Source organism: Streptomyces lavendofoliae (assembly GCF_014649735.1).
GTDB lineage: Bacteria > Actinomycetota > Actinomycetes > Streptomycetales > Streptomycetaceae > Streptomyces > Streptomyces lavendofoliae.
The window spans coordinates 400,914-415,174 of the sequence record NZ_BMTP01000002.1; the positions used below are offsets into that span (position 1 = coordinate 400,914).

A 14,261-nucleotide genomic window follows, 5' to 3' on the forward strand; every position below is an offset into this window, starting at 1 on the left:
GTCAGGCGTGCCCCTCCCCGCGTTCGTCGGGCCCGCCGGGCGGGGAGGCGATGCCCCGGCCGGGTTCGAGGACGTCGCGCCGGCCGCCGGTCTGCGCCTTCTCCACCTCGGCGATCTCCGGATGGTGCAGGTCGAAGGCGGGCGACTCGGAGCGGATGCGGGGCAGGGTCGTGAAGTTGTGGCGGGGCGGCGGACAGGAGGTCGCCCATTCCAGTGAGCGGCCGTATCCCCAGGGGTCGTCGACGTCGACGCGCTCGCCGTACCGGGCGGTCCGCCAGACGTTGTAGAGGAACGGCAGCGTGGACAGACCGAGCAGGAACGAGCCGAGGGACGAGACGGTGTTGAGGGCGGTGAACCCGTCGGCGTCGAGGTAGTCGGCGTAGCGGCGGGGCATGCCTTCCGCGCCGAGCCAGTGCTGCACCAGGAAGGTGGTGTGGAAGCCGGCGAAGAGGGTCCAGAAGTGGATCTTCCCGAGGCGCTCGTCGAGCATGGTGCCGGTCATCTTGGGCCACCAGAAGTGGAATCCGGCGAACATCGCGAAGACGATCGTGCCGAAGAGCACGTAGTGGAAGTGGGCGACGACGAAGTACGAGTCGGTGACGTGGAAGTCCATCGGCGGTGAGGCGAGGATGACGCCGGTCAGGCCACCGAAGAGGAAGGTGACGAGGAACCCGATGGCCCACAGCATCGGGGTCTCGAACGTCAGGGAGCCCTTCCACAGCGTGCCCGCCCAGTTGAAGAACTTCACCCCGGTGGGCACGGCGATGAGGAAGCTCATGAAGGAGAAGAACGGCAGGAGAACGGCGCCGGTGGCGAACATGTGGTGCGCCCACACCACCACGGACAGGCCGGTGATGGCGATGGTGGCGCCGATCAGCCCGATGTAGCCGAAGAGCGGCTTGCGGGAGAAGACGGGCAGGATCTCGGTCACCACGCCGAAGAACGGCAGCGCCAGGATGTACACCTCGGGGTGGCCGAAGAACCAGAAGAGGTGCTGCCACAGCAGGGCTCCGCCGTTGGACGGGTCGAAGATGTGGGAGCCGAAGCGCCGGTCGGACTCCAGGCACAGCAGGGCGGCGGCGAGCACCGGGAAGGCCAGCAGCACCAGGACCGAGGTGAGCAGGACGTTCCAGGTGAAGATGGGCATGCGGAACATCGTCATGCCGGGGGCGCGCATGCACATGATCGTGGTGACGAAGTTGACCGCGCCGAGGATCGTGCCGAAGCCGGAGAGCGCCAGCCCCATGATCCACAGGTCGGCGCCGAGGCTCGGGGAGCGCTCCTCGCGGCTGAGCGGCGTGTAGGCCGTCCAGCCGAAGTCGGCGCTCCCCTCGGGCGTCAGCAGGCTGCCGATGACGATGAGGCCGCCGAAGAGGAAGAGCCAGTACGAGAACATGTTGAGCCGTGGGAACGCGACGTCCGGCGAGCCGATCTGCAGCGGCATCACGGCGTTGGCGAACCCCGCGAAGGTGGGGGTGGCGAAGAGCAGCAGCATCAGGGTCCCGTGCAGGGTGAACGCCTGGTTGTACTGCTCCATCGAGATCAGCTGCAGGCCCGGACGCGCGAGTTCGGCCCGCATCAGCAGGGCGAGCGCGCCGGCGACGAGGAAGAACGCGAACGACGTGGCCAGGTAGAGGTGCCCGATCTTCTTGTGGTCGGTGGTGGTCAGCCACGTCACCACGACGTGCCCCCGGCCTCGTCGTGCCACCGGTACCGGGGTGACCGGCTCCGTCGTCGTCACCATACGAATCCTCGTCCTCGTACACGCACGGGCAGGACACGCGGCAAAGCACCCCCTTGCCGCCTGCCGAAACGCTACGCAGTCCGGCCCCGGCGCCACCCCGTTTGCACCCGTACGGCGCTCGTCACGTCACTCGTATTGGCCAGCGCCGGCCGGGGCGGAGGCGCCGGCCGGCGCCCACGAACGGCAGGCCGGTGCGGTGGGGCCTCGGCGGCGGTCCTGTTCGTCCAGCGAAGTAAACTTCACATTGGGCGGGAGTGCGCCCGGCGCCCGTCCTGTTCACGCCCCACGGCCCGACCCGAGCGACGGAGATCCGATGACCGCCACCAGTCCCGCGCAGCCGCCGCCCGAGGCCGTCGCCCCCCTCATGCGCGGCGTCGCGGTCCTGCGCGCGCTCACCCGTGCCGGCGGGACGCGTCGCCTCAGCGAGCTGGAACGCTCGACCGGCCTGGCCCGCGCCACCGTCGACCGCGTCACCGCCACCCTGGCGCGCATGGGGTACGTCCGCCTCGACGGCCACGACGCCACCCTCGCCCCGCGCCTGATGGAGCTGGGCAACGCCTACCTGGCCGCGATCCGTCTCCCCGACCTGCTCGGCGCCCGCGCCGACGCGCTCGCCGACGAACTGGACGAGTCGGTGTCCCTCGCGGTCGCCGACCGGGACGGCATCCGCTTCGTCCACCAGGCGACCCGGCGCCGCGCGATGTCCCTCAGCTTCCGCATCGGTGACCTGCTGCCCGCCGAACGCACCGCCCCCGGGACGCTGTTCGCCGCCGACTGGACGGCGGCGGAGTGGACGCGGTGGCGCGAGCACCGGGCCGCCGACCCCGAGGGCCGGGACTTCCCCTCCGTACCGCCGCCGGCCGAGCCGTACGGCGAGGGGTTCGGGGGACGGGCCGCCGAGGCGCGCGAGCGCGGCTGGGCGCTGGACGACCAGCGCATCGAGCCCGGCCTGGTCGCCCTGGCCGTACCGGTGCACGGGCCGGACGGGCGGGTGGCGTGCGCGGTGAGCGCGGTGAGCCACACCAGCCGCCACGGCGCCGCGTCGCTGCGGGACACGGCGCTGCCCCGGCTGCGAGCGGCCGTCCTCGACATGGAGCGCGAGCTGCGCGACGCCCGGCCGGCCGCCCCGGCCGCGCCGCCCGGCGCGCTGGCCGCCTGGACCGGGGCGTCCAAGCAGGAACTGGGCCGGGGCTTCATCGAGTCACTGGCCTGCGGGCTGACCGTGCTGACCGCGTTCGGCGAGGGCCGGGACGCCCTGACGCTCACCCAGGTCGCCGAGGCGACGGGCCTGGCCCGGGCCACCGCGCGCCGCGCGCTGATCACCCTAAAGCACCTCGGGTACGTCACGGCCCACGAGCGGACGTTCCGCCCGGCCCCGCGCGTCCTGGACCTCGGCTATCCCCCGCTGTCCCGCACCACCCTGGCCGCCGTCGCCGCGCCCCACCTGGCGGCGCTGGCCACCCGGGTGCACGACTCGGCGTCGCTGGCCGTGCTGGCGGGCGACGACATCCAGTACACCGCCCGGGTCGCCACCAGCCGCATCATGAGCGTCAACATCACCGTCGGGACGCGCTTCCCGGCGTACGCGACCTCGATGGGCCGGGTGATGCTCGCCGCCCTCCCCGCGGCGCAGCGGGCGGAGCGGCTGGCCCGCACCGGTCTGCGCCCGCTGACCCCGCACACCGTCACCGATCCCGGCGAGCTCGCCGCCGTCCTGGACACCGTCGCCCGGTCGGGGTACGCCCTGGTCGACGAGGAGCTGGAGGAGGGGCTGCGCTCCCTCGCCGTGCCGGTTCGCGACCGTGCCGGGACGGTCGTCGCGGCGGTCAACGTCGCCATGCACAGCGTCCGCCGCACCCCCGCGCAGTGCGTGGACGAACTGCTCCCGGAGCTGCGGGCGGCGGCGGACCGCGTGGAGGCCGACCTGCGGGTCGCGGGCCGCTTCACCCGGATCGCCACGGCGTGACCGGAGGCGAGGCCGTGGTCAGAAGACGGACAGCCCCGTCAGGGTCGTGAAGCGGTCCAGGGCCGCCACGCCCGCCACCGAGTTCCCGCGCCGGTCCAGGCCCGGGCTCCAGACGCACAGGGTGCAGCGGCCTGGCACGACGGCGATGATGCCGCCGCCGACGCCGCTCTTGCCGGGCAGGCCGACGCGGTAGGCGAAGTCGCCGGCGGCGTCGTACGTCCCGCACGTCAGCATCACCGCGTTGATCTGCTTCGCCTGGCTGCGGGTGAGCAGCGTCGAGCCGTCGGCCCTGATGCCGTGGCGGGCCAGGAACCCGGCCGCCAGGGCCAGGTCGGCGCAGGACGCCTCCACCGAGCACTGGCGGAAGTACTGGCCGAGCAGGTCGGGCACGGGATTGGCGATGTTGCCGTACGACGCCATGAAGTGCGCCAGAGCGGCGTTGCGGTCGCCGTGCGCGGACTCCGAGGCGGCCACCCGCTCGTCGAAGTCCAGCGCCGCGTTGCCGCTCTCGGCGCGGAGGAAGTCCCGCAGCGTCCCGGAGGCGTCGCCGGTCAGGGTCTGGAGCCGGTCGGTGACGACGAGGGCGCCCGCGTTGATGAACGGGTTGCGGGGGATGCCGTTCTCGTACTCCAGCTGGACCAGGGAGTTGAACGGGTTGCCGGACGGTTCGCGGCCGACGCCCTCCCACAGCGCCCCGCCGTCCATGGAGAGGACGAGCGCCAGGGTGAACACCTTGGTGATGGACTGGGCCGAGAACGGCTGCCGCCAGTCCCCCACCCCGTACACCGTGCCGTCCAGCTCGGCGACGGCCATCCCGAAGCGGCCCGGGTCGGCCTCGGCGAGCAGCGGGATGTAGTCGGCGGGCCGGCCCCGGCCGGGGGTGTCGGCGATGTCGGCGGCGATGCGGTCGAGGACCGGCCGGAAGTCGGTGACGGGCTGGAAGGAAGGTGACACGGTGGCCCACCCTAAGGGCTGGGGCGTGTCTTTCGGATCTTGCCGGGCTCGGGTGCCCTGGCCGGCGCATCCGCGGCGTGACCCAGAAGACACGCCCTAGGGTCTGTCTTTCGGTCAGGCCGGACCAGGGAGCGGAGTCTGGCGCGCGATCGCAAGGCGGAGGAGGGAGCCAACGCGGAGCGTTGGCGACCGACGACAACGCGGCGAGCGTGCGTGCCAGACCCCCGCGAGCCCGGCATGATCCGAAAGACAGGCCCTAGGCGAGGGCCGGCAGTACGCGGTCGGGGGTGAGCGGCAGCTCGCGGAAGCGGACGCCGGTGGCGTGGTGCACGGCGTTGCCGATGGCGGCGGGGGTGCCGACGATGCCGATCTCGCCGATGCCCTTGCTGCCCATGGGGTTGAGGTGGGGGTCGTCCTCGTCGATCCAGTGGGCGTCGACGTCCGGCACGTCGGCGTTGCTCGGTACGTGGTAGGAGGCGAGGTCCCGCTCGGCGAAGCCGCCGAAGGCCGGGTCCGCGGTGCTGTGTTCGGTCAGCGCCATCCCGAGTCCCATCACCATGCCGCCGATGAACTGGGAGCGTGCCGTGCGCGGGTTGAGGATCCGCCCGGCGGCGTACACGCCGAGCAGTCGCCGCACCCGCACCTCCCCGGTGCCGGTGTCGACCTGGACCTCCGCGAAGTGGGCGCCGAAGGCGTGCCGGGCGAACGGCGGCGTCCGTCCGGCCTCCTCGGCGGTGTCGGCGACGGCGGTGACGCCCTCGGCCGGCAGCGGTCCGGTGTGCCGGGCCAGCCGCTCGGCCAGGCGCGTGCAGGCGCGGTGCACGGCCCAGCCCCAGGAGGCGGTGCCGGAGGACCCGCCGGCCAGCGGGGCGCGCGGCAGGCGGGTGCTGCCGATGCCGATCGACACGGACCCGACGGCGACGCCGAGCGCGTCGGCGGCGATCTGGGCGAGGACGGTCCGCGCACCGGTGCCGATGTCGGTGGCGTTGACGGTGATGTCGTAGCCGCCGTCGTGGCGGGCGGTGGCGGCGGCCGTGGACGGGGAGACCAGCACCGGGTAGGTGGCGGCGGCGACCCCCGTGCCGGTGAGCCACCTGCCCTCGCGGCGCGCGGCGGGGCGCGGGTCGCGGTCGGCCCAGCCGAACCGGTGGGCACCCTCGCGCAGGCACGCCAGGAGGCCGCGGCTGCTGAAGGGCAGGCCGCTGTCCGGTTCGGTGGCGGGCTCGTTGCGGACGCGCAGCTCGATCGGGTCCATGCCGAGGGCACCGGCGAGTTCGTCCATGGCCGACTCCAGCGCGTACATGCCGGGGGCCTCGCCCGGGGCGCGCATCCAGGACGGGGTCGGCACGTCGAGGGGCACCACGTGGTGGTCGGTGAGGCTGTGCGGCGACGCGTACATCACCCGGGCGGGCAGGCCGGCCTGCTCGACGAACTCCTTGACGCGGGAGGTGTGGGTGGTGACCTCGTGGCTGAGGCTGGTGAGGGTGCCGTCGTGTTCGGCGCCCAGCCGGACCCGCTGGATCGTCGGCGCGCGGTGGCCGACGACCGCCGCGAGGTGGCCTCGCGGCAGGGCGAGCTTGACGGGGCGGCCGGTGTGGCGGGCGGCCATCGCGGCGAGCACCACGTGCGGGCGCGGGGTGCCCTTGGAGCCGAAGCCTCCGCCCACGTGCTCGGACACCACCGTGATCCGGTCCTCGGGCAGCCGGAAGAGGGCGGCGAGGGCCGTGCGGACGGGGTCGGCGCCCTGGCTGGAGTCGTACACCGTCAGATGGGCCCCGTCGCCCTCGCCGTCCCAGCGCGCGAACGCGGCGTGCGGCTCCATGGGGTGGTTGTGCAGCGGCGGGACGCGGTACGTGACGTCCACGCGGACGGGCGCGGCGGTGAACGCGCCTCCGGCGTCGCCGCGCTCCCGGAGGGCGGGCCGGCCGCCGGCCTGTTCTGGCCGGTAGGCGTCCGGGTGGTCCTCGGTGAGGGTGACGTCGTGGGGTTCGGTGGCGTAGGTGACGCGGACGGCTTGCGCCGCGGCCCGGGCGTCCTCCAGGGTCTCGGCCACGGCGAGCGCGACGTACCAGCCGCGGTGGGGTACGGCGTCGTCCTGGAGGACGGCGAGCGTCGGGTCGTCGGACTCGCCCAGGCGCGGTGCCGTGCCGGGGGTGAGGACGGCGAGGGTGCCGGGCAGGGCGAGGGCCCCGGCCGTGTCGACGGCGGTCACCCGGCCGCGGGCCACGGTGGCGGGAACGGGCCAGGCGTAGGCGCAGTCGGGCGGCGTGCGGGCGTGCTCGCCGGCGTAGCGGGCGGTGCCGGTGACCTTGTCGCGTCCTTCGATCCGCTCGGTGGCGACGCCGAGGGCTGGGGCGGGCGCGGCGGGCACCCGGGCGCGGGTGGAGTGCATCGCTGGACCTTCGGTTCAGGGGCGGTCGGCCGCCAGTTCGGACAGGACCCGGTGGGCCAGGTTGCGGGCGAGCGGCACCTTGAAGGCGTTGTCCCGCAGCGGCTGGGCGAGGCCGAGCTCGGCCTCCACCGCGTGGGCGAGGGCGTCTTCGGTGGGTGCGGCGCCGAGGAGCGCGGTCTCGGCGAGCCGGGCGCGCCACGGCCGGTGGGCGAGGCCGCCGAAGGCCAGCGCCACATGGCGTACGGTCCCGTCCCCGGCCACGTCCAGGACGGCGGCGACGGAGGCGAGCGCGAAGGCGTAGGAGGCTCGGTCGCGTGCCTTGCGGTACGCGGACGGCAGGCCGGCCGTGCCGGGCGGCAGGACGACCGCGGTGATCAGCTCGCCGGGCCGGACGACGGTGTCCCGCTCGGGGTGGTCGCCGGGCAGCCGGTGGAACTCGGTCACCGGGACGGTGCGCTCGCCGTCGGGGCCGCGCAGTTCGACGGTGGCGTCGAGCGCGGCGAGGGCGACGGCCATGTCGGAGGGGTGCGTGGCCACGCAGTGCGGGGAGTGGCCGAGGACGGCGTGGTCGCGGTGGACGCCCTCGCGGGCGGCGCAGCCGGTGCCGGGGGCGCGTTTGTTGCAGGGCGTCCCGGTGTCCTGGAAGTAGGGGCACCGGGTGCGCTGGAGCAGGTTCCCGCCGGTGGTGGCGATGTTGCGCAGCTGGCCCGACGCCCCGGCGAGCAGCGCCTGCGACAGGACGGGGTAGCGCTCGCGTACCAGGGGGTGGGCGGCCAGGTCGCTGTTGCGTACGGTCGCTCCGACGCGCAGCCCCCCGCCGGGTGGTTCCTCGACGGTGTCGAGCGGCAGGCGGCTGACGTCGACGAGGGTGCCGGGGGTCTCGACGCCGTGCTTCATCAGGTCGACGAGGTTGGTGCCGCCGGCGAGGTAGCGCGCCCCCGGGTGGGCCGCGTGGGCGGCGGTGGCCTCCTCGACGCTTCGCGCCCGCACGTATCCGTAGGGCTTCACCGGGTCACGTCCTCGACGGCGGCGACGATGTGGGGGTAGGCACCGCAGCGGCACAGGTTGCCGCTCAGCCGCTCGCGGATCTCCGCGGGCGTGAGTTCCACCGGGCCCCGGCCGGCGGGCCGGGCGGGGTCGGTGACGTGGGAGGGGTGCCCGGCGGCGGCCTCGGCGAACATGCCCACGGCCGAGCAGAGCTGGCCGGAGGTGCAGTAGCCGCACTGGAAGGCGTCCCGGTCGAGGAACGCCTGCTGGAGCGGGTGCAGTTCGTCCCCTGCAGCCAGGCCCTCGATGGTGATGACCTCGGCCCCGTCCTGGGCGACCGCAAGGAGCAGGCAGCTGTTGGCGCGCCGCCCGTCGACGAGCACGGTGCACGCCCCGCACTGCCCGTGGTCGCAGCCCTTCTTGGCCCCGGTCAGCCCGAGGTCCTCGCGCAGCACGTCGAGCAGGGTGGCCCGGTGGTCGACGGTGAGGTCCGCCGGCTCGCCGTTCACCCGGAAGGTGACGCGGGACCGGGTCGGGGCGGCTCCGTCGGGGTGCCCGTCGCCGGCGTCCGGGGTACCGGCGCGGTCCTGGGGCGGGTGCGCGGTGCTCATCAAAGGGTCTCGTCGGCCTCGTCGGGGACGGTGTGCATGGCGGCCTCCTCCGCGGAGGCGGCGGCACCCGCGATGCCGACGTCCCGGGCGACGACGTCCTTCTCGTCGTCCTCCCGGACGCCCTCGTCCGGGGCGACGAGACGGCCGGAGCGCTCACGGCCGACCTGGTCGTCGATGGGCTCGCCGTCACCGCCCGGCAGGTCGCCGATGCCGTTGGAGTCGTCGGGCTCCGCCAGGGCCGGGTCGGGCACCTCCTCGGCGAGCCGCTGGTCGAGGGTCTCGCCCTCGCGCTGCTCGCGGGCGGTGGTGCCGACGTGCTCGACGGCGAGGGGGCGCTCGGGCGGGGACCAGCCCTCGTCGTAGGGGTCGGCCTCCCGGTCCGTCAGCGTGTCCTCGGCGTCGAGGATGCCGTCGTCCTCCCGGCCCTCGGTGTCGTCGGGCTGGTAGACGTTGTCCCCCATCGCGCTCTCGGTGTCCATGGCCTCGCTCCCGTTTGCTGTTCCGTGATCTCGTCTGCTGATCGCGTATCCAGCCTGGATCAGGTCACACATCCCGGCATTCCGGGCGGCCGGATCGCGAGGGCCGCCGGAGGGTTACTCCGGCCGGTCCGCCCCGGTGGCGGACAGGTCCCAGGCCAGGAGCCGCTCGGCCTCCCGGTGGGTGAGTTCGGCGAGCTTTCTCGCCTCGCCGAGCACGTCCCCGTGCTCGTCGACGAGGCGGTCGTATATCGGCGAGGCGGCGGAGCGGTGCGGCATCACGAGGGGTCTCCTTGGGCGCGGGCTGCTACGGGGCGCCGGGGCGGTCCCGGCGCCCGGGCATCTGCCCCGGCGACGCCGGATCATGCCCGTCCGCGAGGACCGCGTCCCGTCCGTGACGTGACCCGCTGTAGGCGGCGGTGCGCAGGTCGCGCAGCCGGTGGGTGGGGCGCAGCCCGGGCAGTGCGTGGAGGTACGGGTCGTAGGCGGGCACGGCGGCCCTCGGGTGCGACTCCGGGCCCCGTACGGTCAGGGTCGCGAAGGTGCGCCAGGGCTCGTGCGGGGCGGCCGCGCACAGCCGGAGGCGGAGGGGGCCGCGGTCCAGCGCGCGGCGCAGCGCGTCGGGGTGGCCGGGCACTCCGGTACGGCCCTCGCGGGCGGGGAACGCCGCGATCACCCGCTCCCGGTCGCCGGTCCGGTAGGCCAGCAGGGTGGAGTAGGGCCCGCCCAGGGCGTCACGCCGGGGCAGGGGCAGGTGGCGCAGCAGCCGGCCGGTGCCGCTGGAGGTCATCAGCAGGTCCAGCGGGATGTCCGGCCCGCCCGCGTCCCGCACCCGGAGCGCCAGGCCCAGGCCGTCCGGCCACCGCGCCGGCAGACCGGCGGCCCGCGACCAGCGCAGGGTCACGGCGTACTCCCCCACCTGGTCGAGGAACGGTACGCCCCACCGGGCACCGCCGCCGGTACCCGGCACGTCGAGTACCCCGGCGCAGACCAGGCCCCGCGGGTGGAGGGCGGGTGCGGAGCGCCGCCGGGCCAGGCGGCGCGCCACGTCGAAGGCCCGCTTGTCGATCGCCACACCGGCTCCTTCCGTGTCGGGGAGCACCGGGTACCCCGCCGGGGCGGGGCCCAGACCCGGGGTGTCGGGCCGGTCCGGCGGTGGTCACCGGCCTTCCTGGGTGCGGCGTACGCAGGCGGCGACGACCTCGCGGAGGCTGCCGGTGCGGCGCAGCAGGTCCCGCTGGACGCGGGCGCCGTTGCCACCGTGGAGGAGGTCGGCGATGCCCTGACGGGCGAGCGCGTGGTCCCCGTTCTCGTCGAGGGCCTTCTCGACGTGGCAGAAGAGGGCGTGCACGACCCGGTCGGCGGGGGCGGGGCGCATGGTGAGGGGGTGGACCAGGTCGCCGTCCAGGCCGGAGCGGGCGGCCTGCCAGGTCGCGGCCCGCAGGACGCCGACGCCGTGGCGGGCGGGGGGCTCGCCCTCGCGCCACTCGCGGGCGGCGGTGTCCACCAGGGCGCGCGTCAGGCCGGCGAGCAGCACGGTGGTGGAGGCGTCGAGGCAGACGTCGGCGGCGCGGACCTCGACGGTGGGGTAGGTGCGGGAGAGCCGGGCGTCGAAGTACACCATCCCCTCGTCGTGGAGGATGCCGGTGTCCAGCAGGTCGCGCACCTGCTGGTGGTAGCGGCGGGCCGAGCCGAAGACCTCGACGGGCCCGGCCGAGGGCCAGCGTCCCCAGACCCGGTTGCGGTAGCTGCTGTATCCGCTGTCGCAGCCCTGCCAGAAGGGGGAGTTGGCGCTCAGCGCGAGCAGGACGGACAGCCAGGGCCGCATCCGGTCCAGGACCGCCACGCCCTCCTCGTCGGACTCGACCGCGACGTGGACGTGGCACCCGGAGGTGAGCTGCTCCAGGGCGGTGAGGCCGAACCGCTCGCGTATCCACCGGTAGCGCCGGCCCTCGGTGATGGCCGGGCCGGCGGGCAGCGGCGAGGTGGCGAGGGCCACCACGGCGGCGCCGGCGCCGGCCGCGTGCCGTGCGGCCTCGGCGCGCCGGCGTTCGATCTCGGCGGCGAGCTCCTTCATGCCGGTCTGCGGGTGCGTGGCGAACTCGACCTGCTGTCCGTGGAGCTCCTTGGTGAAGGCGTGGGCCCTGCCCCGGCTCTCCCTGGTGGCGGCGGCCAGCACGGCGGTGGACAGGGCGCGTGGCTCACCGCTCCGCGGGTCCACCAGGAGGAGTTCCTCTTCCACTCCGACAGTGCGCAACGGAAACCACCCTTCCGATCGCGTCCGGCGGGGACCGCGCGGGACGCACCATCATCCCGGCTGGGCGGTCCGCGCGCACCGGTCCGCGGGGCCCGTGCCCGGGATCTGGCGGGTTCCCGACGCCACCGGCCGGATCCGCTCCGGCGCCTTTTCCCCCGCGGGCCGGAACTCGTCGCCGGTGTACGGGCGGTGGGCGCGGGCGGGTCAGGCGACCGAGCCGATGCGTCCCGCCGGGGCGGCGTCGGGGCCGTCGTGGTGGATCGGGGTGTGGGCGCCCGTCAGGGACACGCCGCTGCCACCGCGCCGGGCCGCCACGATCTCCGCGCCGATGGACAGGGCGGTCTCCTCCGGCGTGCGGGCGCCGAGGTCGAGGCCGATCGGGGAGCGCAGCCGGGCCAGTTCGAGTTCCGTCACTCCGACCTCGCGCAGGCGCCGGTTGCGGTCCTGGTGGGTGCGGCGGGATCCCATCGCGCCGATGTACGCGACGGGGAGTTTGAGGGCCAGTTCGAGCAGCGGGACGTCGAACTTGGCGTCGTGGGTGAGGACGCACAACACGGTGCGGCCGTCCACCTCGGTGTCGGCCAGGTACTCGTGCGGCCACCGGACGACCACCTCGTCCGCCTCGGGGAAGCGGGCGGGCGTCGCGAACACGGGGCGGGCGTCGCAGACGGTCACGTGGTAGCCGAGGAACCTGCCCACCCGTACCAGCGCCGCCGCGAAGTCGATCGCCCCGAAGACGATCATGCGGGGGGCGGGCACGCTGGACTCCACCAGCAGGGTGAGCGGCTGCCCGCAGCGCGAGCCGTCCTCGCCGATGGCCACCGTGCCGGTGCGGCCGGCGTCGAGCATGGCGCGGGCCTCGCCCGCGGCCGTGCGGTCCAGCTCCGGGTGGCCGCCCAGACCGCCCTCGTAGGAGCCGTCGGGGTGGACCAGCAGGGCGCGGCCCATCAGGTCGGCCGGGCCGTCGGTGATCCTGGCCAGAGCCGCCGCCCGGTCTCCGGCGGCGGCTTCGAGCGCGGCGGGGATCACCCCGCCGCGGACCGGGGTGACGAGGATGTCGATGATGCCGCCGCAGGTCAGGCCGACCGCGAAGGCGTCCTCGTCGCTGTAGCCGAAGCGCTCCAGGACGGTCCCGCCGTCCTGGAGCGCCTGTCGGCAGAGGTCGTACACGGCCCCCTCGACACATCCGCCGGAGACCGACCCGATGGCCGTGCCCTCGCTGTCGACGGCGAGCGCGGCACCCGGTTGCCGGGGCGCGCTGCCACCGACCGCCACCACGGTGGCGACGGCGAAGTCACGTCCCTGCTCGACCCACCGGTGCAGCTCCTCGGCGATGTCCAGCATGTCGGCCTCCTTGCAGACGACGAATGTGTGAGGGGTCCCGTCAGTGCGCGGTACCCGAGGCGAAGTAGAAGATGAACACCGCGGAGAGCACCCACATCAGGACGCTCGGCTCGCGCCACTTGCCCTGTGCGGCCTTGATGGCGCAGTACGCGATGACACCCGCGCCGACACCGGTGGTGATGGTGTAGGTGAACGGCATCAGCACGACCGTCAGGAAGACCGGGACGGCGACGGACCAGTCGGTCCAGTCCACGTGCCGGGCGTTCTGCAGCATCATCGCGCCGATGACGACCAGGGCGGCCGAGGCCACCTGGCCCGGCACGAGCTGGGTGAGCGGGGTGAAGAACAGGCACGCGGCGAAGAACAGGCCGGTGACCGAGGCCGACAGGCCGGTGCGCGCGCCCTCGCCGACACCCGTGGCGGACTCGATGAAGACGGTCTGCCCGGAGGCCCCGGAGACACCGCCGATCGCGCCGCCGGCGCCGTCGATGAACAGGGCCTTGCTCAGGCCCGGCATACGGCCCTGCGCGTCGGCGAGCTTGGCCTCCTGGCCGACGGCGATGATCGTCGCCATGGCGTCGAAGAAGCCGGCCAGCACCAGCGTGAAGACGATCATCGAGACGGTGGTGTAGCCGAGCTTCTCCCAGCCGCCGAACTCCACCATCCCGAAGAGCGAGAAGTCCGGCATGGAGACGACGCTGCCGTGCAGGACGGGGGCCTTGCCGGCCCATGCCGCCTCGTCGATGAGTCCGGTCGCGGTGGCGGTGACGGAGACGATGGTGCCGACGACGATGCCCAGGAGGATCGCTCCGGGGATCCTGCGGGCCTGCAGCATGAAGATCAGCAGCAGGGTGAAGGAGAAGATGGCGACCGGCCAGCCGGCGAGCGAGCCGCCGACCCCGAGGGTGACGGGACCGCCGCCCTCGCCCTTGCCGACGAAGCCGGCGTTGACGAAGCCGATCATCGCGATGAAGAGCCCGATGCCCATGGTGATGCCGTGCTTCAGGGCGAGCGGGATCGCGTTCATGATGATCTCGCGGACGCCGGTGACCACCAGGAGGCAGATCACGACGCCGTAGATGACACACATGCCCATGGCCTGCGGCCAGGTCATGTCCGGGGCGACCTGGGTGGAGATGACGCCCGCGACGCTCAGGCCCGCCGCGAGGGCGAGCGGGACCTTGCCGATGAAACCCATCGCCAGAGTGGTGACCGCCGCGGCGAGAGCGGTGGCGGTGATGAGGGCGGGCTGGCTGAGCTTGTCACCGGCCGCGTCCGGACCGCCGAGCAGCAGCGGGTTGAGCAGGAGGATGTAGGCCATCGCCATGAAGGTGGTGATGCCGCCGCGCACTTCCTGCGCGACCGTCGATCCTCTGTGGGTTATGTGAAAGTACCGGTCGAGCCAAGACCGCCCGGCGGGGACGCGGGAACCGGGTCCCGCGTCTTCGGCGACGGTCTTCGGCTCCACTGACGATTGGGTCATGGTGCCTACTCCCAAGGTTCAAAGGGGCACCCGCATGCCCGGGGGCA

At 74.1% G+C, this 14,261-nt stretch carries 12 protein-coding genes; 1 reads left to right on the forward strand and 11 read right to left on the reverse strand.

Annotated features, from left to right (window positions below):
- Window position 1: 1 nt before the first annotated feature.
- Window positions 2-1,744 (reverse strand): aa3-type cytochrome oxidase subunit I, encoded by a 1,743-nt coding sequence (ctaD, locus tag IE109_RS04700; RefSeq protein ID WP_189549329.1) that lies wholly within the window; start codon window positions 1,742-1,744, stop codon window positions 2-4.
- 313 nt (window positions 1,745-2,057) lie between these two features.
- Between ctaD and IE109_RS04705 the strand changes: the two genes are divergently transcribed.
- Window positions 2,058-3,710, forward strand: coding sequence for an IclR family transcriptional regulator domain-containing protein (locus tag IE109_RS04705; protein WP_189549331.1), 1,653 nt, complete (start codon window positions 2,058-2,060; stop codon window positions 3,708-3,710).
- Window positions 3,711-3,728: 18 nt separating this feature from the next.
- Here the strand turns inward: IE109_RS04705 and IE109_RS04710 are convergent, their stop codons facing one another.
- The 10 genes from IE109_RS04710 to IE109_RS04755 all read right to left on the reverse strand — a co-directional run bounded on the left by IE109_RS04710 (window position 3,729) and on the right by IE109_RS04755 (window position 14,214).
- Window positions 3,729-4,664 (reverse strand): glutaminase, encoded by a 936-nt coding sequence (locus IE109_RS04710; RefSeq protein ID WP_189549333.1) that lies wholly within the window; start codon window positions 4,662-4,664, stop codon window positions 3,729-3,731.
- A 256-nt stretch (window positions 4,665-4,920) separates the two neighbouring features.
- Window positions 4,921-7,056: a xanthine dehydrogenase family protein molybdopterin-binding subunit gene (locus tag IE109_RS04715; protein ID WP_189549335.1), complete on the reverse strand. Its 2,136-nt coding sequence runs from the start codon at window positions 7,054-7,056 to the stop codon at window positions 4,921-4,923.
- 15 nt (window positions 7,057-7,071) lie between these two features.
- Entirely contained in the window at window positions 7,072-8,064 is a 993-nt protein-coding gene (locus IE109_RS04720) for an FAD binding domain-containing protein (protein ID WP_189549337.1), read from the reverse strand.
- Entirely contained in the window at window positions 8,061-8,654 is a 594-nt protein-coding gene (locus IE109_RS04725) for a 2Fe-2S iron-sulfur cluster-binding protein (protein ID WP_189549339.1), read from the reverse strand. The genes IE109_RS04720 and IE109_RS04725 overlap by 4 nt, the downstream gene beginning before the upstream one ends.
- The gene (locus tag IE109_RS04730) at window positions 8,654-9,133 is read right to left on the reverse strand and encodes a DUF5709 domain-containing protein (RefSeq protein WP_189549341.1); all 480 of its coding nucleotides are present in this window, start codon (window positions 9,131-9,133) and stop codon (window positions 8,654-8,656) included. Before IE109_RS04730 ends, IE109_RS04725 begins: the two co-directional genes overlap by 1 nt.
- A 114-nt stretch (window positions 9,134-9,247) precedes the next feature.
- The gene (locus IE109_RS04735; RefSeq protein WP_189549343.1) at window positions 9,248-9,409 is read right to left on the reverse strand and encodes a hypothetical protein; all 162 of its coding nucleotides are present in this window, start codon (window positions 9,407-9,409) and stop codon (window positions 9,248-9,250) included.
- Window positions 9,410-9,437: 28 nt separating this feature from the next.
- On the reverse strand, window positions 9,438-10,205 hold the full coding sequence (locus IE109_RS04740; RefSeq protein ID WP_189549344.1) for a phosphodiesterase: 768 nt from the start codon (window positions 10,203-10,205) through the stop codon (window positions 9,438-9,440).
- 84 nt (window positions 10,206-10,289) lie between these two features.
- Window positions 10,290-11,387, reverse strand: coding sequence for a glutamate--cysteine ligase 2 (locus tag IE109_RS04745; RefSeq protein ID WP_189549347.1), 1,098 nt, complete (start codon window positions 11,385-11,387; stop codon window positions 10,290-10,292).
- A gap of 204 nt (window positions 11,388-11,591) precedes the next feature.
- Complete coding sequence (locus tag IE109_RS04750) at window positions 11,592-12,731, reverse strand: XdhC family protein (protein ID WP_189549348.1); 1,140 nt, start codon at window positions 12,729-12,731, stop codon at window positions 11,592-11,594.
- Between the two features lie 40 nt (window positions 12,732-12,771).
- Window positions 12,772-14,214 carry an NCS2 family permease gene (locus IE109_RS04755; protein ID WP_189549350.1) on the reverse strand — a complete coding sequence of 481 codons (1,443 nt, stop codon included), beginning with the start codon at window positions 14,212-14,214 and terminating at the stop codon, window positions 12,772-12,774.
- Between the last annotated feature and the right edge of the window lie 47 nt (window positions 14,215-14,261).